The 18,572-nt window shown below is 67.9% G+C and carries 20 protein-coding genes; 10 read left to right on the top strand and 10 right to left on the bottom strand.

What is annotated here, in order from left to right; all coding sequences use genetic code 11:
* From ACWEKS_RS09290 to mdlC, 5 genes are all read left to right on the top strand, one after another.
* On the top strand, nucleotides 1-141 hold the full coding sequence (locus ACWEKS_RS09290; RefSeq protein ID WP_452339605.1) for a hypothetical protein: 141 nt from the start codon (nucleotides 1-3) through the stop codon (nucleotides 139-141).
* Nucleotides 142-213: 72 nt separating this feature from the next.
* A complete protein-coding gene (locus ACWEKS_RS09285; protein WP_452339604.1) occupies nucleotides 214-909 on the top strand; it encodes a DJ-1/PfpI family protein in 696 nt (231 codons plus the stop codon).
* 327 nt (nucleotides 910-1,236) lie between these two features.
* Complete coding sequence (locus ACWEKS_RS09280; protein ID WP_452339603.1) at nucleotides 1,237-1,686, top strand: ester cyclase; 450 nt, start codon at nucleotides 1,237-1,239, stop codon at nucleotides 1,684-1,686.
* 50 nt (nucleotides 1,687-1,736) lie between these two features.
* Nucleotides 1,737-2,267: a cupin domain-containing protein gene (locus ACWEKS_RS09275; protein ID WP_452339602.1), complete on the top strand. Its 531-nt coding sequence runs from the start codon at nucleotides 1,737-1,739 to the stop codon at nucleotides 2,265-2,267.
* A 68-nt stretch (nucleotides 2,268-2,335) separates the two neighbouring features.
* On the top strand, nucleotides 2,336-3,946 hold the full coding sequence (gene mdlC / locus ACWEKS_RS09270; protein WP_452339601.1) for a benzoylformate decarboxylase: 1,611 nt from the start codon (nucleotides 2,336-2,338) through the stop codon (nucleotides 3,944-3,946).
* A gap of 141 nt (nucleotides 3,947-4,087) precedes the next feature.
* On the opposite strand, the gene ACWEKS_RS09265 is transcribed toward mdlC, so the two are convergent.
* From ACWEKS_RS09265 to ACWEKS_RS09235, 7 genes are all read right to left on the bottom strand, one after another.
* On the bottom strand, nucleotides 4,088-4,816 hold the full coding sequence (locus ACWEKS_RS09265; RefSeq protein WP_452339635.1) for a hypothetical protein: 729 nt from the start codon (nucleotides 4,814-4,816) through the stop codon (nucleotides 4,088-4,090).
* A 5-nt stretch (nucleotides 4,817-4,821) separates the two neighbouring features.
* Nucleotides 4,822-5,268 carry a nuclear transport factor 2 family protein gene (locus tag ACWEKS_RS09260; protein WP_452339600.1) on the bottom strand — a complete coding sequence of 149 codons (447 nt, stop codon included), beginning with the start codon at nucleotides 5,266-5,268 and terminating at the stop codon, nucleotides 4,822-4,824.
* On the bottom strand, nucleotides 5,255-6,208 hold the full coding sequence (locus ACWEKS_RS09255) for an aromatase/cyclase (RefSeq protein WP_452339599.1): 954 nt from the start codon (nucleotides 6,206-6,208) through the stop codon (nucleotides 5,255-5,257). The genes ACWEKS_RS09260 and ACWEKS_RS09255 overlap by 14 nt, the downstream gene beginning before the upstream one ends.
* A gap of 28 nt (nucleotides 6,209-6,236) precedes the next feature.
* The gene (locus ACWEKS_RS09250; protein ID WP_452339598.1) at nucleotides 6,237-7,010 is read right to left on the bottom strand and encodes an SDR family NAD(P)-dependent oxidoreductase; all 774 of its coding nucleotides are present in this window, start codon (nucleotides 7,008-7,010) and stop codon (nucleotides 6,237-6,239) included.
* The gene (locus ACWEKS_RS09245) at nucleotides 7,007-7,300 is read right to left on the bottom strand and encodes an acyl carrier protein (RefSeq protein WP_452339597.1); all 294 of its coding nucleotides are present in this window, start codon (nucleotides 7,298-7,300) and stop codon (nucleotides 7,007-7,009) included. The genes ACWEKS_RS09250 and ACWEKS_RS09245 overlap by 4 nt, the downstream gene beginning before the upstream one ends.
* A gap of 64 nt (nucleotides 7,301-7,364) precedes the next feature.
* A complete protein-coding gene (locus ACWEKS_RS09240) occupies nucleotides 7,365-8,591 on the bottom strand; it encodes a ketosynthase chain-length factor (protein ID WP_452339596.1) in 1,227 nt (408 codons plus the stop codon).
* Nucleotides 8,588-9,883 carry a beta-ketoacyl-[acyl-carrier-protein] synthase family protein gene (locus tag ACWEKS_RS09235; protein ID WP_452339595.1) on the bottom strand — a complete coding sequence of 432 codons (1,296 nt, stop codon included), beginning with the start codon at nucleotides 9,881-9,883 and terminating at the stop codon, nucleotides 8,588-8,590. Before ACWEKS_RS09235 ends, ACWEKS_RS09240 begins: the two co-directional genes overlap by 4 nt.
* A gap of 203 nt (nucleotides 9,884-10,086) precedes the next feature.
* On the opposite strand from ACWEKS_RS09235, the gene ACWEKS_RS09230 reads away from it, so the two are divergent.
* A complete protein-coding gene (locus ACWEKS_RS09230) occupies nucleotides 10,087-10,833 on the top strand; it encodes an SDR family NAD(P)-dependent oxidoreductase (RefSeq protein WP_452339594.1) in 747 nt (248 codons plus the stop codon).
* A 6-nt stretch (nucleotides 10,834-10,839) separates the two neighbouring features.
* On the opposite strand, the gene ACWEKS_RS09225 is transcribed toward ACWEKS_RS09230, so the two are convergent.
* A complete protein-coding gene (locus ACWEKS_RS09225) occupies nucleotides 10,840-11,742 on the bottom strand; it encodes a zinc-binding dehydrogenase (RefSeq protein ID WP_452339593.1) in 903 nt (300 codons plus the stop codon).
* Nucleotides 11,743-11,886: 144 nt separating this feature from the next.
* Between ACWEKS_RS09225 and ACWEKS_RS09220 the strand changes: the two genes are divergently transcribed.
* Genes ACWEKS_RS09220 through ACWEKS_RS09205 form a run of 4 tightly spaced genes read left to right on the top strand, consistent with a single transcriptional unit; the run spans nucleotide 11,887 to nucleotide 16,949 of the window.
* Complete coding sequence (locus ACWEKS_RS09220; protein ID WP_452339592.1) at nucleotides 11,887-13,512, top strand: ABC transporter substrate-binding protein; 1,626 nt, start codon at nucleotides 11,887-11,889, stop codon at nucleotides 13,510-13,512.
* Nucleotides 13,500-14,462, top strand: a complete 963-nt coding sequence (locus tag ACWEKS_RS09215; protein WP_452339591.1) for an ABC transporter permease — start codon at nucleotides 13,500-13,502, stop codon at nucleotides 14,460-14,462. Before ACWEKS_RS09220 ends, ACWEKS_RS09215 begins: the two co-directional genes overlap by 13 nt.
* Nucleotides 14,459-15,286: an ABC transporter permease gene (locus ACWEKS_RS09210; protein ID WP_452339590.1), complete on the top strand. Its 828-nt coding sequence runs from the start codon at nucleotides 14,459-14,461 to the stop codon at nucleotides 15,284-15,286. Before ACWEKS_RS09215 ends, ACWEKS_RS09210 begins: the two co-directional genes overlap by 4 nt.
* Nucleotides 15,264-16,949, top strand: coding sequence for a dipeptide ABC transporter ATP-binding protein (locus ACWEKS_RS09205; RefSeq protein ID WP_452339589.1), 1,686 nt, complete (start codon nucleotides 15,264-15,266; stop codon nucleotides 16,947-16,949). Before ACWEKS_RS09210 ends, ACWEKS_RS09205 begins: the two co-directional genes overlap by 23 nt.
* Here the strand turns inward: ACWEKS_RS09205 and ACWEKS_RS09200 are convergent.
* Together ACWEKS_RS09200 and ACWEKS_RS09195 are read right to left on the bottom strand one after the other, a co-directional pair.
* Complete coding sequence (locus ACWEKS_RS09200) at nucleotides 16,889-17,746, bottom strand: AfsR/SARP family transcriptional regulator (protein WP_379400007.1); 858 nt, start codon at nucleotides 17,744-17,746, stop codon at nucleotides 16,889-16,891. The two genes, ACWEKS_RS09205 and ACWEKS_RS09200, sit on opposite strands and share 61 nt — an antisense overlap.
* A 47-nt stretch (nucleotides 17,747-17,793) precedes the next feature.
* Nucleotides 17,794-18,456, bottom strand: coding sequence for a TetR/AcrR family transcriptional regulator (locus tag ACWEKS_RS09195; protein ID WP_452339588.1), 663 nt, complete (start codon nucleotides 18,454-18,456; stop codon nucleotides 17,794-17,796).
* Between the last annotated feature and the right edge of the window lie 116 nt (nucleotides 18,457-18,572).

Raw genomic sequence — 18,572 nt, 5'->3', positions numbered from 1 at the left:
ATGCTGCACCGCTTTGACACCGACCACGACATCCGCACCGCCGCTGTCGTTCCCGCCTTCCTGCTGGTCATCGCCGCGACCGCCCGCATGATCGGCACACCGACGCGCCAACCCGCCCCCGCCGCGGTTCGCACGCACTGACAACCGCCCCTCGGGGATGAGCAGGACTGGAGGACAGGACAATTGGAACGACGAGTCGTGTTGCGAGCGCTAATGGCCGCCGGCGGTGCCGCCACGTTCGCAACCACCTCGCCCAGGATCGGCGCACCGGAAGCGAAGGCGGACGGACAAGGCCCAGGCGGGCCTCTTCGCGTCCATATCGTCATGTTCGACGGTGTCGAAGAACAGGATTTCATCGGACCCTTCGAGGTATTCTCGCTCGCCGCCATGCTCGCCGAGCGCGGTGTTGACCTGCGGTACGTGACTACCGGTCAATCCGGGACGATCCGCGCTTCCTACGGAACCGTCGTGCAAGTCACCGAACCGTGGGCACCCCAGAATGCTGATGTGCTCGTCGTACCCGGCGGCGGCTACACACACCGCGACGCCCCGGGCGTCTGGGCCGAGATCAATCGTGGCGTCCTACCCGAAGCCCTGGCTGCTGCGCCCCGCGCCGGACTGACGATCAGCTCATTGTGTACCGGCGCAATGCTTTTGGGTGCAGCCGGGCTGATCAACGGCCGACCCTGCACAACCCATCACGGTGCTCTCGACACACTGAAACAACAAGGTGGCGTCTTTACGAAGGCGCGCGTCGTCGACGACGGTGATCTGGTGACAGCGGGCGGTATAACCTCGGGGATCGACCTGGCCCTGTGGCTGGTGCACCGCGAGCTGAGCGCCGAAACCGCGACCCGCGTCGAGGAGATCCTGGAATACGAGGCACGCGGGCCGATCTGGACCCGATGACCCAATCTCGATCCACCCGTTGACCCCTCCCTGTCCTGGTGGGGGTTCAATTCGGGTTCGGAAATACGAGACGCGAAATCCTCGACGAGACAGAGGATTTCGCGTCTCAGTGTGAGCGGGCAACGCGGACGTGATTGATGCGTACCTGTCAAAGGTTCTGATTGAAGGGTGGTTCTGAAAACCTCTGGTAGGGAACATGATTCGGTAGGCGCGCGTGGAACCTGGAAGTCGCCGGCCGACACGGGACGGCTGGCCACACCCGCAAGAATGATCGAGGCTAGGATGCTTGCGAGGGTAAGTGAGTCGACCACGTGAGGCGGCGAGCATATGGTGACCCAGAGCAACGAAAACCGATCCCTGTACCTGTCTTATCTTGGGTACTGTAATGAGCACGATTTTGATGGTATGGCGTCGTTTTATACATCGACGATCAAAGTCGATGACGTTCCTATGGATCCAGCCGCTGTTACGGCGCAATTCTCACCTCTTGTCTCCGGATTTCCTGATTGGCATTGGGAGATGCGGCACCTCGTCGTCGACGGCGACTATATCGCGGTGCACTTCACGGTAACCGGTACCCACCGGGGGACTTTCCAGGGAATTGAGGCGACCGGTCGTCGGGTGACTATTTCGGAGTTCACTCTCTATCACCTCGAAGACGGCAAGTTCGCCGAGGTCTGGGACTACACCGATATCGACGCGCTGATGAGGCAAATCGGGCAAGACGAGGCACCGCTGAGGGCCCCCGCCGACCAAGCCGGTACCGCAGACAGCTGACTTCGCTCCCGTCCATTTGGTTTGACTCCAACCTCCTGGAAGGCAGGCCGATGACCCCCACCACACCCTCGTTCTTCGAGGCACAACTTCCCGCCCTCTTGAGCAGCGGAAGAGACGCACCGGCGTTCTGGATGCTCGATCTGCTGTGGATTCCGCTCCTGGAGGCCCGTCAAACCGGGGGCGTGTTTTCGGTCACCGAGCAGTGGATGCCGAAAGACTCTGGCGCACATACCAAGCACGTCCACAATGTCGACGAGTGGTTCTTCGTCCTCGACGGCACCGTCGACTTCGAACTCGACGGCGAAACGTCGTCGGGGCAAGATGGTGACTCGCTGTGGATTCCTCGGGGCACCGTGCACAGTTTCAATGTCACGAGCGATGTCTGCCGTGTGCTCAACGGCTACACCCCGGCCGGTTTCGAGCAAGTGATCAAGGGGCTCGCGCGACCGGCGCCGAAGCGTGAGCTTCCCCCGAGAACTGAAGAGCCGGCGCCAGCAGACATCGCGGCAGCACAGTTCCTGTTCAGCAACTACTGGACCGCACGAGCCGACGATCCCTGGGCGAAATTCTTCGTCCGCTGATCCCGCGCCCGCATGGATAGCACGCTCAATTGCCGACGCCCACCGGAGAAAGGGGCTGATCGATCATCATGGCCACGAAATCGTCCGTACAGAGCGTCACATACGATTTGCTGAGGTCGCTGCGCCTGACAACGATCTTCGGTAATCCGGGTTCGACCGAGGAGACATTTCTCAAGAACTTCCCGGATGATTTCACCTACGTTCTGGGGCTGCAGGAAGCATCTGTCATCGCTATGGCGGACGGCTTCGCCCAGACCACGCGGCGTCCTGCGCTGGTGAACCTGCACTCTTCGGCGGGGCTGGGCAACAGCATCGGCAACCTGGTCGCGGCCTATCACGGACACACGCCGCTGATCGTCGTGGCCGGTCAGCAGCACCGCGAGCTGTTGATCGGCGACCCGTATCTGAGTAACCGCGACGCGGTGGCAATGCCGAGGCCGTGGGTGAAGTGGTCCTATGAGCCCGCACGCGCCGAGGCCGTGCCCGAAGCGTTCATGCGTGCCTACGCGATGGCCGTGCAGCCTCCTGCCGGACCTGTTTTCTTGTCCATTCCGCTCGACGACTGGAACCAGCCGCTGGAAGGGCCCGCGGTACTGCGGGATGTCAGCACGACCTACGCGCCCGACCCGGAGCGGCTGCGGCGCTTCGCCGAGCGCATCACGGTGAGTCGGCGGCCGGCCCTGATCCTCGGGCCCGACGTGGACCGGGCGCGAGGGTGGGACGCCGGCATCGCGCTGGCGGAGAAGTTGCGGGCTGCGGTGTACAGTCCTCCGCTTCCGGATCGTGCCTCCTTCCCCGAGGACCACCCGTTGTTCCAGGGGTCGGTCGGTATGTCGGTCAAGGCCATCGGCGAACGGCTGGCCGGACACGATCTCGTCGTGGTGATCGGGGCCGAGGTCTTCCGCTACTACCCCTACGTACCCGGCGACATCCTGCCCGCCGGAACCGAGTTGCTGCAGATCACCGACGATCCGGGGATTGCCGCGGCCGCCCGTGTCGGGGACAGCCTCCTCGGCGATGCCCGGCTGTCGATCGAGCTTCTCACCGAACTGGTGGGCGACGGCGCCGGCCGTGAGGTGCCCAAGCCCATGCCGCGCGACCGGAGGCTGCCGGAAACGTCGAACGGGACGCTCACGCCTGCCGAGGTCTACGCGGCCCTCAGCGAAGTCCGTCCCGAACACGCCGTCTTCGTCAACGAGTCCACCTCGACCATGGCCCAGCACGCCACCTGGCTGCCCGCCGTGGAGCCGGACTCGATGTTCGCCACTGCCAGTGGTGGTATCGGCTGGGCCGCACCGGCTGCGGTCGGTGTCGCACTGGGCGACCGCGACCGTGGCGTCACGCGCCCGGTGATCGGTCTGATCGGGGACGGCTCGTTCCAGTACTCGGTCCAATCGCTGTGGACCGCGGTACAACACAAGGTGCCGATCGTGTACGTCGTGATGCGCAACCACGAGTACTCCATCCTCAAATCCTTTGCCGCTCTGGAACAGACACCGGGTGTCCCCGGACTCGACCTCCCCGGTCTCGATATCGCCTCCGTGGCACGAGGATTGGGCTGCCATTCCGTCGACGTCACCTCCGCCGGAGACCTCGAGAAGGAGTTCCGCCTCGCGCTGGAATCAGGCACCACCACGGTCATCGTGGTGACCACCCAACCCGAGAAGGCCACACTCTGAGCGATCGGCAATTCCGATTCCGCTCAGGCTCGACCTCGTCCAGGTCGGCCGGTCACCAGACCCCATGCTCGCTGCCCACCAGCGCAAGTTGGCGCGATCGAAGGAGCCGCAGGGGGGACCTGCGGCTCCTTGGGGTTCGGGTTACTTGGTGGCCGGTGGGGTGAAGGGTTGGTTGATGGTGGTGAAGTATTGGGCGGCGGCGAGGATGGCTACCGGGGCGGTGACGAGGAGTAGGCCGGCTACGGTGCCGAGGGGGGCGATGGCGGCGATGCCGCCGATGCAGCCGACGGCGGCGGCGGGGAGGAAGGGGCCGAAGAGGCCGACGATGGTGGCGGAGGCGGCGGCTGCGCCTGCTGCGCCGCCCAGGAGGCAGCCGACGGCGGCACCGCCCAGGCCGCCTACCAGGGTGCCGATGGCGGCGCCGGTGACGAGGGTGGTGCCGAGCCGGGCCCAGGCGGCTTGTTCGCGGTCGTATTCGTTCTTCCAGGGCGCCTGGTTCTCGTAGGGGAGGGCGACGGGTTGGTAGACCGCGTGGTCGAGGTCGAAGCGGGGGGTGAGGACGGCGGTGCGGTTTGTGATGTCGGCGGTGATGGGAAAGACGAAATCGTCTACGCGGAAGGATAATTCGGTGCCGGCAAGGGTGGTGCCGTCGGCGGCTTCGATCTTGAAGGTGCCGTGGTCGTTCACCAGGGAGCCGGCGTCAGTGGTGATGGTCAGCGCGCTGTCGGTGCGGACGGCGGTGTAGTCGACTCGGCCGGTGGTGCCGGAGTCCGCTTGTGTGGTGCCGGAGTCGGCGTGTGCGGTGGCGGGTAGGGCGGTCAGGGCGGTGGCCGTGAGCAGGGCGAGGCCGATGTTCTTGTGCAAGAGGATGACTTTCAATTCGGGGTGGTGAGGATGGGGTCGTGGGTGATGCTGCGTTCGCGGACCAGCCACGAGGTGCCGTGCGGAACGAGGTGATCGCGGATATCGGTGCTCAGGTGCAGCCGCGGGGACTGCCCGGGGCCGGCTTCGACGACCAGGGAGTAGAAGCGGGTACGGATGATTCCTGTTGCCGCGCCGTCGTTTTCGATGGTCAGGTTGCCCAGCCAGTGGCGGCGCACGAGGCCCGCGGCGCGGAGTCGCTGCGCGGTGCGGCGCAGCCCGTCGGCGATCTCGGCCCGCCCCGTGTGGGTGGCGGCCCGCTGCGGATGGATCAACAGCCCGGCGGGTTCGAACTCGGCCGCCCATTCGTCGACGCGCCCGTCGTCGAGCAGGCGCAGGTGCGCGGCATAGAACTGCTGGAGGTCGACATAGAGCTGTCGGGTGCGGTCAGCGTCGGACATCGGAGCCCCGTTCGGTGGATTCGGCCCATTTCTTCGCGTTCTCGAGGGTGGACAGGGAATTGCGGCCCAGGGCGTTTCGAATGAAGGCCGTGGCATCGGCGAGGGTCTTGCCCGTGCCGAGGATCGAGGGGATCGCCTCGGTGATGAGGGCGACGGTGTGCTCGGAGGTCGCGAGCGTCCCCCCGTCGCGCGGTGTGAAATTCCAGCGACCGCGGTGCAGGGAGAGCAGCGCGGGCAGCCGAGTCTGCTTGTAGACGATGTCGCCGGAGTCGAGGACCACGCGCCACGAGGCGGTGGTGTGGACGTCGCCGTCCGGTGTCCGGGTGTCCAGGCTCAGAAACTGGTGTCCGGGTACCGGTTCGGTGAGGGTGACCGCGTCGACGTGGGCGAGTCGCTCCGCCCACAGGTCAGCGCGGTCGATGAATTCCCGGACCCGTGCCGGTTCGGCGTCGATCCACAGCGAGTCCGCGAAGGTGACGGTGGCCTCGGGTCGCCGGGCCAGCGCCTCGGCCGCGGACTTGAGCGATTCGAGCTCCCGGGTCGAGTTGGTGTCGACCGCGGCCTCGATCCATTCCCGAGCTCCCGCGCTGTCGTCGGGAGAAAAGCTGTGCAGCAACAGCACTCGGCTGCTGTCGGCGTCGATCTCCTGCACCACCCATTCCCCGCTCATGGCGGCGACCGGGGGAGCGGAGACCACCTGCCGGAAGGTGATCCGGCGCTGTTCGGGGTGGAAGGTGCGGCGCGAGGTCCAGGTCTTCAGCGACTCGTTCGCGGTGGCCCACAGCCGGATGTGGTCGCCGGAGGCGTCGTGCTCGAGGGTCTCGGCGTGGATGGTCGGGGGAAAGATGTCGGGCCAGTCGACGACCGAGCGCAGCGCGTCGTGCACGACCTGGGCCGGCGCTGCGATCGTGATGGTGTGTTCGGTGTGATGGAGGCTCATCCGAGCCACCTCCTGATCTCTCGGTGGCTCAGTAGTTGCCCAGTCCGCCACAGACATTGATGGCCTGCGCGGTGATCGGCGCGGCGGCGGGCGTGGTGAGATAGCCGACCAGTCCCGCGACCTCCAGCGGAGTCGAATACCGCCCCAGCGGGATCTTGGCTTCGAACTTCTCGAGCACGGCGGCCTCGGTGGTGTTCCACACCTCGGCGTAGCCGCGCCGGACCCGTTCGGCCAGTGGGGTTTCGACGTATCCTGGGCAAACGGCGTTCACCGTCACCCCGGTCTTGGCCAGTTCCAGTCCGAGTGCCTTGGTGAATCCGATGACGCCGTGTTTCGACGCGGAATAGGGCGCGCCGAGCACCACGCCCTGCTTGCCGCCCGTCGAGGCGATATTGATGATGCGGCCGTCCTGGGCGTCGAGAATTCCTCCGTGCGACAACACTTCTCGCGTCACCCGGAAGGTTCCGGTCAGGTTGATGTCGAGCACGTCCTGCCACAGCGAGTCGTCGATGTCCCGGGTGACGCCCCCGCCGTTGCGGCCCGCGTTGTTGACCAGCGCCGTGACCGGTCCGAACCGCGCGACCGCCGCCGCGACGAAGGCCCGCACGTCGTCGGTCGATCGGACATCGGCGGCGATGCCGTCGATGGTGATGCCTTCGGCGCTCAGCTCCTCGACCGTGCTCTTGACCCTGCCCGCATCGCGGGCGTTGATGAAGACCTGATATCCGGCCAGGCCCAGCGTGCGGGCGATCTCGAGGCCGATTCCGCTGGTGGCGCCGGTGACAATGGCGTGCTTGCTCATGCGAGTGCTCCTGAGGATGGATCGGAGGCACCGGCGTCGTGGCCGGCGCCCTCCGCGAGGGTGGTGTTGACCAGCTCGAGAAAGTCTCGAACGGTCACGGCGTCGACCACCGAACTGTCGAGAAGCGTTATCCCGTACCGGATTTCAATTTGGTTGGACAGTTCCAGGACCGCGAGGGAGTCGTATCCCAGGTCCTCGAATGAGCGATCGGTGATGTCTCCGCTCAGGTCGATAGTCTCGTCTTCGCCGGCGACCCGCTGCAGTACCTCGCGCAGCTGATCGGTGGTCACGGCTGGGTTGGCAGACACCATGTGCCTCCCTTCTCGGTCGGGTGCTGTTGGGGGAGTGGGGTTTTCATCGGACGCCGCGCAGGACCACCGCCGAGGTGAACCCGCGCCCACCGCGGGCGAGCACGAGTGCGGCCGGCGTGGTCAGCTCACGCGGCTCCCGGACCAGGTCCAGGCGGGTGGGACAGGGATAGTGCTCGAGGCCGGGGGTGGGCGGGATGGTGCGGCTGTCCAGCGTGAGGGCGGCCGCGGCGATATCGAGCGCCCCGCCGCCCGCGAACAGTCGTCCGGTCCCGGTCTTGGGGGCGGTCACCGGGACCCTGTGCGCGCCGAATACCGTGTCGAGCGCGGCGATTTCGTGATCGTCCTGTTCGCGGACTCCGGCCGCGTCGGCGAACACCACCCCGATCTCGCCGGGCACAACGCGGGCGTCGGCGAGCGCGGCCCGGATGATCCGGGCCAGCGCCGGTGGCCGCGGTGAGCCGGGCCGAGGATCGAATCCGCTGGCATACCCGCTGATGTGGGCGTAGACGCGCGCACCGCGGTCGCGTGCCCGGTCCGGATGTTCGAGGACGGTCAAGGCGCCGCCTTCGCCGGGTACGAAACCCTCGGCGGTGTCGGCGAATGGCTGGTAGGCCCGTTTCGGGTCGGTGCTCGTGCTGACATTGCCCGCGGCGAGCGTGGCCAGCCAGCCCCACGGCGAGAGTACGGAATCGAAACCGCCGGTGAGCACCAGCGGGGTGCCCGTGCGCACCAGCCGGCGGGCCTTACCGACCGCGTCGAGGCTGCCCGCCTGGTCGGCCACCACGACACTCGAGGGTCCGCGCGCGCCGTGCCTGATCGCGAGCTGCCCGGTGTTCACGGCGTAGAACCAGGCGAAAGACTGATACCCGCTGACATGGCGACTGCCCTGGGCCCATAGTTTCTGCAGCTCCTTCTGCCCGAACTCGAAGCCGCCGCTGGTGCTGGCGGTGACCACTCCGAGTTCGAAGTCGTCCCGGTCGTCCGGGCTGATGCCGGCGTCGCGCATCGCGGCGTCGGAGGACACCAGGGCGTGCCGGGTGGAAATGTCGGTTTGCGGAAGCAGGCGGCCGGACAGCGGCGAGGGGTCGAAGTCGCGAATCTCCCCGGCCAGGGTGGCGGTGTACGGACTGGGATCGAAGCGGGTGATCCGGTCGATCGCCGAGCGCCCCGCGAGGGTGTTGCGCCAGTAATCCGCCACGGTGACTCCGGTCGGCGCGTGAACGCCGATGCCGGTGACGGCGGGCTCCACCGTGGCCGCGAGTCCGGTCATGGCGCGACCAGCACTGCGGCACTCTGGAATCCGCCGAATCCGCTGCCGACGCTCAGCACGGTGTCGGTGCGCTGGCCGCGCGCGGTCAGCGGCACGTAGTCGAGATCGCAGCCGGGGCCCGGGTTGTGCAGGTTGGCGGTCGGCGGGATGACGTCGGTGTCGATGGCCAGCGCCGAGGCGGCCAGCTCGAGGGAGCCGACGGCGCCGAGCGAATGCCCGATCATGGACTTGATGGAGCTCATGGGAACGCGCCGGGCATGATCGGCCAGCGCCCTTTTCACCGCGGCGGTCTCGTGCAGATCGTTCTGTTTGGTTCCGGAGCCGTGGGCGTTGACGTAGTCGACCGCGGTGGGGTCCACCCGGGCCTGGTTCAGCGCGGCGCCGATGGCCTCGGCCATCTCCACTCCGTCGGGCCGCAGGCCGGTCATGTGAAAGGCATTGCCGCGCGTGGCGAATCCGGCGAACTCGGCGTAGATGTGCGCGCCTCGGGCGCGGGCCCGGTCCCAGTCCTCGAGGATCAGGGTCGCGGAACCCTCGCCTAGGACGAAGCCGTCCCGATCCCGGTCGAACGGACGCGACGCGTGTTCCGGGTCGTCGTTGTTGGGGCTGGTGGCCTTGATGGCATCGAAGCAGGCCACCGTGATCGGTGAGATCGGGGCCTCGCTGGCGCCGGTCACGACGATATCGGCGGCGCCCTCGCGGATCAGATCGGCGCCGTGGCCGACCGCGTCCAGCCCGGACGTGCAACCGGTGGAGACCACCGAGGTGGGTCCTTCGGCGCCGATCGTCCAAGCCAGCTCCGCGGCAATGGAACTGGGCACCAGGTAGTCGAAGAGCTGCGCCACCGCCCAGGCCGGGTCCACCAGCCATTCCCGGCCCTGATCGCTGACCAGGGAGTACTCGCGTTCCAGGCCCGTCGTGCACCCGACCGCACTGCCGATGCTGATGCCGATTCGCGCGGGGTCCACACGGCCGAGATCGAATCCACTGTCCTGCAATGCTTCCCGGGCGGTGGTGACCGCGAACTGGGTGACCCGATCCCAGGCCCGCTCCTCGCGTCGGCTCAATCCGTGGTCGTAGGGCCGGAAGTCGATCTCGCCCGCGATCCGGGACCGGTAGCCGCCGGTGTCGAACGAGCTGATCCGGCGGGTGGCGGTGCGGCCCGCGGTGAGCAGGTCCCAGAATTGGCCGGTGCCGACCGCTCCGGGGGCCAGTATGCCGATTCCCGTGATCGCGACCCGGCGCGGTCCGTGCGTCTTTGTTGTCTTTGCTTGCGCCCCAACGTATGCCATGTTCCATCCTTTCGAGTTCGGAACAACTGCTGGCGATCGCCACGACTTCGTGTCAGTGGCGTCGACACTCGCATCGGCTGCTGGAGGCGACGCCGACGAATGCTGGAGGACCACTGGAATCGGCTGCTCCAGCGATCCTGTAGGCGGTTGTCGGGCGGGTGTGGGCACAGTCGAGCGACGACTGTCCACCTGGAGGAGAAGTAATGACTGTGCAGCCGAATGGTCTGGCCGAACGCCGCATCGTGATCACCGGGGGTGGCCGCGGGCTGGGCCGAGTGGTGGCCGAGGATCTGCTCCGCCACGGCGCGCGCGTAGTGATCGTCGGCAGGGAATCGACTGCGACACAGTGGATTCAGGAGCATCCGGCCGGGAGCGCCGTGACAGCGGATGTCACCGACGCCGTGCAGCTGGCGGCAGCCTTCGCCGAGGCCGGCAGCAGGCTCGGCGGTGTCGATGTGGTGTTCGCGAACGCCGGCGTGAGCCGCCCCGGCCCCTTGGCGATCACGCCGCCGGCGAATTTCACCACGGTGCTCGAAACCAATGTCGTCGGAACGTTTCTCACCCTGCAGGCGGCGGTGCCCTATCTGGCTGCCTCCGGGTCCGCCCGGTTCATCGCCCTGTCGTCGGCCCTGGCGCAGCGGATCGCACCGGGAGCGGGCGCGTACTCGATCAGCAAGGCGGCCATCGAGACCCTGGTCCGCATCGCGGCGATAGAGCTTGCACCACAATCCATCTCGGTGAACGCCCTGTCTCCCGGTTTTATCGACGAAGGGATGGGGCGCGATCTCATCGCGAATCCTCCGGTGTGGGACCGGTACCTACCGACCATCGCGGCGGGTAGGCCGGGGCGGGCCGAGGAGATCGCCGGTGTGGCCCGGTTCCTTGCGGGTCCGGACTCGGACTACGTCAACGGCCATGTGCTCGAGGTGAACGGCGGCCTCGCGTTCTGACGCCTGCTACCAGTGCAGGACCGCCTTGCCGTGAAAGGTCCGCTCCCGGAGTGCGGACAGCGTGTCGTCGAGCGTGTCCAGCGGCCCGGTTCGGTTCACGGCGAGGCTCAAATCCCCTGCGGCCCAGCGCCGTCCGAGCCAGAGCAGATCGTCGGCGGCCCCGGTCCCCGCGTCGAGCTCGTCGAACAGGTTCACATAGCTCAGACTCACCCCGGGCCGCCGATGTCCCCAATCGACCGGCAGCTCGAGCGGCGCGCGGACGGTATTGCCGAAACTCACCAGCACGCCTCGCGGTTTCAGCAGCTCGAACGCCGCCTGCAGCGTCGGTCCGCCGACACTGTCGAACACGACGTCGACCGGCCGCGGTGCGGTCGGTTCGCCTTCGGGAGAGACGACATCGAGTCCGGCGCCGGTGAACCGGTGCCGGACCGACAGCACCTCGGCCCCGGCAGCGTGCGCGAGCTGCGCCAGCACCCCACCGACGCCGCCGCTCGTTCCGGTGACCAGCACGGTCCTGCCGATGATCGGCCCGGCTCGTCGGATGGCCGCGAGCGCGGTCAACCCGGCCACGGGCAGTGCGGCGAGATCGACGGCCGCGCCGGGGTCGTCGATGACCGCGACGTCGCGGCGCGGCACGGCGACCCGATCGGCCCACCCGTCGCCGCGCGCGAGCGCGACGACGGCCCGCGAGTGCGCCGGCCCGTCCGCGTCGGCGTCCTCGATCGTGCCGAGAATGTCCCAGCCGAGCCGGGATCCAGCCGGAAGTCGCTCCGCCCGAGTCAGCTCACCCCGGTTGATCCCGATGGCCCGCACTCGGACCAGCACCTCACCGGGCCCCGGCGTCGGCTCGTCGACCTCGATCAGCCGCGTCGGCGTCTGCCGGTCGCCGGTGGTCACTACCGCTCTCATCGCGCACCCGTCCTGTCTCGCGTATTCACGCGATCCAGCAAAACGACTGCCGCGCAACGCTGTCCAGCAAGCGCCGGATGCCTTCCAGCGTTCCTCCAGCGGCGCCGGAGTGCGGCTGCATCGGCGGCGACAACACTGCGAACCATGATGGGTAGAACCGTGTGGCCGCTGGCCGCCCTGTTGACCGCTGCCGCGTTGGTCGCGGGCTGCTCCCCGGGTACGGACGGCGGGGGATCGGACGGGCCGCCGGTGGCCGGCGGCACGCTGCGCTTCGCGCTGCCCTCGGAGCCGAGTTGCCTGGACCCGGGGGTGAGTCCCGCCGACGCCACCGCCCTGATCGATCGCGGTGTGGTGGATTCCCTGGTGGCGCAGGGCAATGACAACACCTTCCACCCTTGGCTGGCGAAGAGCTGGACGATCAGCGATGACCTGACGCGGTACGTCTTCACCCTGCGCGACGATGTGGTGTTCCACGACGGCACCCGGCTCGATGCCGCCGCGGTCAAGGCGAACTTCGACCGGATCGTCGATCCGAACACCAAATCCCAATGGGCGGCAACGTTGCTGGGACCGTACAGCCGGTCGACCGTGATCGACGAGCACACCGTCGAAGTGGCGTTCACCGAGCCCTTTCAGCCGTTCCTCGCGTCGGTGAGCACCACCGCCCTGGGTATCCAGTCGCCGAAGAACTTCGCCGACAACGCCGGCAAGCTCTGCGATCACGTGGTCGGGTCGGGTCCGTTCACCTTTGCCGGGCATACCGCGCAGCAGCGCGTCAGCCTCGCCAAGTTCGCCGGATACGACTGGGCCCCTGCGACTTCGGCGCATGCGGGACCCGCGCACCTCGATGGTGTCGAGTTCCGTTTCGTGCCGGAGAACTCGACCCGCATCGGGGCGTTGACCAGCGGCCAGATCGACGGACTGCTGTCGGTGCCCGCGCAGAACGTCAGCGACCTGAAGGCGGATCCTTCGCTTCGGTACACCCGCTACGACGCACAGGGCACCGGCTACGGCGTCTACATCAATACGCGGCGGGGTCCCTGGCAGGACCCACGCGTCCGCCGGGCGTTGCAGCGATCGACCGATGTCGACGCGATCCTGTCCTCGATCTATTTCGGCGTCTACAGCCGGTCCTGGAGCATCCTGACCCCGGCCACCCAGTTCTACGATGCGGCACTGGAGAATTCGTGGAACTACAGCATCGACGAGGCCAACCGGCTGCTCGATCAGGCCGGGTGGAACCAGCGCGACGCCGAGGGCTACCGGATCAAGGATGGCGTCCGGCTCCGCGCGACCTGGACGACCACCAGGGCACAGGACGAATCCAACTATCGGGGCCTGGTCGGGCTGGCCATCGTCGCCTCGGCCAAGAAGGTCGGCATCGAGATCGTCCGCACCAATGTCCAGACCGGTGAGCTCTTCCAGCTCGTCGCGCGCGGCGACTACGACCTCTTCGACACCAGCTGGTCATCCAACTCGCCGGACATCATGCGCAACTTCCTGCTCTCCACCGCCAAACCGATGGCGGGACAGAATATTTCGTGGGTCGACGACCCGCAGGTCGACGCGTGGGTCGGCAATGCGGCGCGCACGCTCGACGCGGGCGCGCAGCGCGCGGACTATGCCGCCGCCCAGCACTGGGCCATCGATCAGGCGGTGCTCGTTCCGATCTTCGTGCCCGCCAGCCAGGTCGCGACCCGGACCCGGGTGCACGGTATCGCCGCCGCCCCGGCGTCGTACCCGGTCTTCTACGATGCGTGGCTGAACTGATGGCCGTCCTGGTGACCGTCGCCGGTGCGATCCTGCGCCGGGTACTCGGAATCGCCGGAATCCTCACGGGGGTGGCGACCGTGACGTTCCTCGCCATGTCACTCGTGCCCGGCGATCCGGCCTACGCCATGCTCGGGAATGCGCCCGCGACCCCGGCGACCCTGGCCGCCGTCCGTGCGCAGATGGGCCTGGACGAACCGCTGCCGCAGCGGTTCCTGCACTATCTGGGCCGCCTGGCCCGCGGTGATTTCGGCGAATCCTTCCAACGACAGCAGCCGGTACTGCAGGTGATCGGCGAACAGCTCACTCCGACACTGCAACTCGCCGCCGCGGCTATTATCCTCGGCGTCGCGGGTGCGCTGGTCACGGTGGTCGCGACCTCGGGGGCAGGCCGCGTGCCGCGGGCGATCGCCCATGCGCTGGAGCTGATCGCGGTATCCACGCCGACCTTCTGGACCGGCACCCTGCTGCTGGCGGGCCTCTCGTTCCGCCTGCATCTGTTCCCCTCGACCGGTTCCGGTCCGGCGGCCCTGGTGCTGCCCGCGACCACCCTGGCCGTGCCCATCGGCGCGCTGCTCGCCCAGGTGATGCGGGACGGTGTGGACGCGGTCATGCTGTCCCCGTTCGTGCTCAGCGCCCGCGCCCGGGGGTTGGGTGAGCTGGACATCCGAATCCATCACGCCCTACGGCACACGCTGCTGTCCGCCGTCACGGTCAGCGGTTGGCTGGTCGGCGGTCTGCTCAGCGGCGCGGTGCTGGTCGAGACGGTGTTCGCGCGCCCCGGTCTGGGGCGAGTCTTGTTGTCGGCGGTCACTACTCACGATTTTCCGGTGGTCATCGCGCTGGTCATGTTCGGCTCGCTGCTGTTCATCGCCGTCAATTCCGTGGTGGACCTGGCCTATCGGGTCATCGATCCGCGCTCGGCGACGCCCTCGGGGGTGGCCCGGTGACCGTGACGCGGAACGCGCGACTGCTCCTGCCCGGCCTTGTCGCCGTCGTGCTGGCGGCCTGTGTCCTCGTGCCCGGCTGGATCGCGACGCGATCGCCCATCGAGGTCGATCTCGGTCAGGCGCTGGCGACGCCCGGCCGCCACCACTTCCTCGGCACCGATCAGCTCGGACGAGACATCTTCGCGCGCAGCGTCTTCGGCGCCCGCTATTCGATCCTCGTCGGTCTCACCGCGACCCTGCTGGCCGTGCTCGGCGGCACGCTGATCGGGCTGTGCGCCGCGCTCGGCGGCCGGCTCATCGACACCGTCATCGCGCGGGGGCTGGACATCGTGCTGGCGTTTCCGGGCGTGCTGCTGACGCTGTTGGTGATCGCGATGCTCGGACAGGGGGCGGGCAGCCTGATCGCGGCGATCGCCATCGCCGAATCCGCCTCGTACGCCAGGCTGGTCAGGTCGCAGGCCCTGGTGGTGCGGAATGCCGACTACGTCCGGGCGTCGATCGCACTGGGTCGCTCGCCCGGATATCGGATTGCCCGCCACATCGTCCCGAACTCGCTGCGCCCGACCGTCGTGCTGGCGACCCTCGGCGTCGGCAGCTCGATCATGATCGGTTCGGCCTTGAGTTTCCTGGGGCTCGGCCCGAAAGAGCCCACCCCCGAATGGGGTTCGATGCTCGCGGCGGGTCGTGAACTGTTGTCCAAGTCGTGGTGGGTGGCCGTTCCGCCCGGAGCCGCCATCACCCTCACCGTCGTCACCGTCACTGTGCTCGGCCGGGCACTGCAACAACGTTGGGAGGGCGACCTTGCCCGTTCTGCACGTCGATGATCTGCACGTCTCCTTCGGCCGGGGTGGTGACCGGGTAGCGGCGGTGCGCGGCATCGGTTTCGAGCTCGCGGCCGGTGAATGCCTGGCGCTGGTGGGGGAATCCGGGTCCGGCAAGAGCGTCACCGCCCGCGCGCTGCTGGGCCTGACCGGACCGGGCTCGACGGTCGCGGCCCGGTCCCTGCGCCTGGGGGACATCGATCTGGATCAATTGTCCGCGCGGGAGTGGCGTTCCGTGCGCGGCCGGGAGATCGCGCTGATCCTGCAGGACGCGCTGATCTCGCTCGACCCGTTGCGGCCGGTCGCGGCCGAGGTGGGCGACACGCTTCGCGCGCACCGGCTCGCGCGCTCCGCGGCCGACCGCGCCCGCCGGGTCGACGAGTTGCTGCGATCGGTCGGCATCGACGATCCGGAACTGCGCAGAACTATGCGCCCACACCAGCTTTCGGGCGGGCAGCGCCAGCGGGTATTGATCGCGTCCGCCCTCGCGGGCCGGCCGAAGGTGATCATCGCCGACGAGCCGACGACGGCCCTCGACGCCACCGTACAGGCGCGGATCCTGAAACTTCTGTCCGCCCTGCGTGATGATGGCACCGCCCTGCTGCTGGTCAGCCACGACCTGTCGGTGGTTGCCGGAATAGCCGACCGGGTCGCGGTCATGCACGAGGGCCGCATTGTCGAACAGGGCCCGGCCGCACGGGTTCTCGGCGCACCCGGGCACCCCTACACCCGCCGGCTGCTGGCGGCGGTCCCGACTCCCGGCAAACGGGGCAGGCGGCTGTCCGGGGATGGCCGGACCGTCGCGCGATCGGAACCGGCGGTCCTCGCCGACGCCGGGACCGAATCCGCCCAGCCCGCCCTGTCCGTGACGGGGTTGTGCAAGTCGTTCCGCGTGGCCCGCGGCCGGTCGGTGGCGGCCGTCACCGAGGTCGGCTTCGAGCTGCCGGTCGGCACCACGCTGGGCCTGGTCGGCGAATCCGGCTCCGGCAAGAGCACCACCGCCGCACTGGTTCTCGGCCTGCTGAGACCGGACGCGGGCACTGTCACCCTCGGCGGCCAACCCTGGAGCGCCCTGCCCGAGCGGGCCCGCCGGGCCCGGCGTCCGCGGGTCGGCGTCGTCTGGCAGGACCCGGCGAGTTCGTTCGATCCCCGCTGGGATGTCAGCCGGATCATCGGTGAGGCCCTGTCCGCGCGCGGGCGCAGCGCCGCCGATCGGCGCAAGCGAATTCTGAGCCTGCTCGATTCCGTCGGTCTGCCACACACTTTCGAACGGCGGCGGCCCGGCGAGATGTCCGGCGGGCAGCGCCAGCGGGTGGCCATCGCCCGCGCCCTGGCCTCCGATCCCGCCGTCCTGATCTGTGACGAGCCGGTCTCCGCCCTGGACGTCACGATCCAGGCGCAGATCCTGGATCTGCTCGCGGATCTGAAAGCCCAACGGGGACTGTCGATGCTGTTCGTTTCGCACGATCTCGCGGTCGTGCGGCACCTCAGCGACTCCGTGGCGGTGATGTCCGCGGGCCGGATCGTGGAGCAGGGGAGTGTCGACCAGGTCTTCGACACTCCGCAGCACGACGTCACCCGGGCCCTGCTCGCCGCGGTCCGGCTTCAGCCGCAGAGCGAATCCACCTGTGGTCGCAGTCGACCCGCGATGAGCTCGGCCGAATAGCGCGAGGCGGCAACAATTTTCGGTGGCGGAGCCAGCTCCGGGGCGCTGCGCAGCACCTTGTGGTGCAGTTGCTGCAGCGCCGGGGTGGGCTCCAAGCCCAGCTCTTCGGCCAGCCGGTGCCGCAACCGCTCGTACACCTGCAGCGCGTGCGCCTGCCTACCGGAGCGGTAGAGCGCAATGATCAGATGCGCGTGCAGGCTCTCCAGCAGCGGCGAGCGCTGCACCATGCCGCTGAGTTCACCGATCAGTTCGCGATGACGGCCCAGCCGCAGATCCACCTCGATGCGGTGTTCGAGGATCGACAGCCGCACCTCGTTCAGGCTGGTGGCCCACATGGTCAGCACCGGACCGGGTTTGATGTCGGTGAAGACCGGGCCGCGCCACACGGCCAGGGCCGCGCGCAGCGCGCTGTCGGCGCTGTCGTCGTCCTCGGCGGCGAGCGCCAGCCGCGCCAGCCGGACCTTGTCCTCGAAGACGTCGACATCGAATTCCCCGGGGCCCACGTGCAGGAGGTAGCCGCGTTCGCGGGTCTCCAGCCGGGACTCGCCCCGATCCAGGTTCGAGCTGTGCTCGCCGAGGCATTTGCGCAACTGCATGACATAGGTCTGGAGCGTGGAGGCCGCCGAGGACGGCGGCGCCGACTCCCACAGTTCCTCGATGCAGTAGTCGGCCGAGATCACCCGGTTCGCGTTCATCAACAGCAGGGCGAGCAGTTGGCGCTGCTTCGGTGCGCTCGGGACTGCGCCGACACCGTCGATGCAGCACTGCAGTGATCCCAATACCCCGAATTTGATCATGTGTAGCTCCCGAGCTGTATGAAGATTTCAGCGCGCCGGAAATCCGGTCACGCTGGTCGTTCGATCGCGTAGGCGCGCAGAATCAGTCGTGCGGCGCGCGCCGAGATCTCTGCGGCCCGGTCCGGCGTGAGCGCGATGGTGCCGAAGGCCGAGGCCTGCTGGCCGTCGTGGGACAGCTGCGCGAAGAACTGGCCCGCCACCTCCGCCGGTTCGGTCGTCTCCAGAATGCCCGCCGCGGCGAGCACTTCGAAGCGATGGGCGAGCCACCCGGCGATCCGCGGCCCCTGCGCCACGGATTGATCGGCACAGACCTGATGCAGGTCCGGATGCCGCGCCACCTCACCGACGATCAGCCGCCGTACCGCGGACACCCGTTCGGACAGGGTCACCGCGAGGAACAAACGCCCCACCGTGACCAGATCCTCGAAGACGGTGCCCGGATTCCGCAGCAGGCGCGGATCGAGTTCGTCGGCCGTATCGGCCGCCGCCCGCACCCCGGCGAGTACCACCCGGAACAGGGTCCGTTTGTCGCCGAAGTAGTTGTAGATCGTCTGCTTGGACACGCCGGCCTGCTCGGCGATGGCCTCGACACTGGTTCGCTCGTAACCGAATTCGAGGAACGAGTCCGTGGCGGCATCCACGATCACCGACCGCTTGCTCGCCGCGCGTGAATCCAGCGCGACTGCGGCCCGGGACGAAGCTGACACCATGGGCACACTCCTTCATTCGAAATGCGATCCGATTCCACAGGCTAGCCAGCGTCCGCCGGGTGCGGAATCGTCCCGCTCGCCGTGATCGGAAGGCTTCGTCAGTATTTCATAATCTG

Source organism: Nocardia sp. NPDC004711, from assembly GCF_053601595.1.
This window is presented reverse-complemented; position numbering and strand designations above follow the sequence as displayed.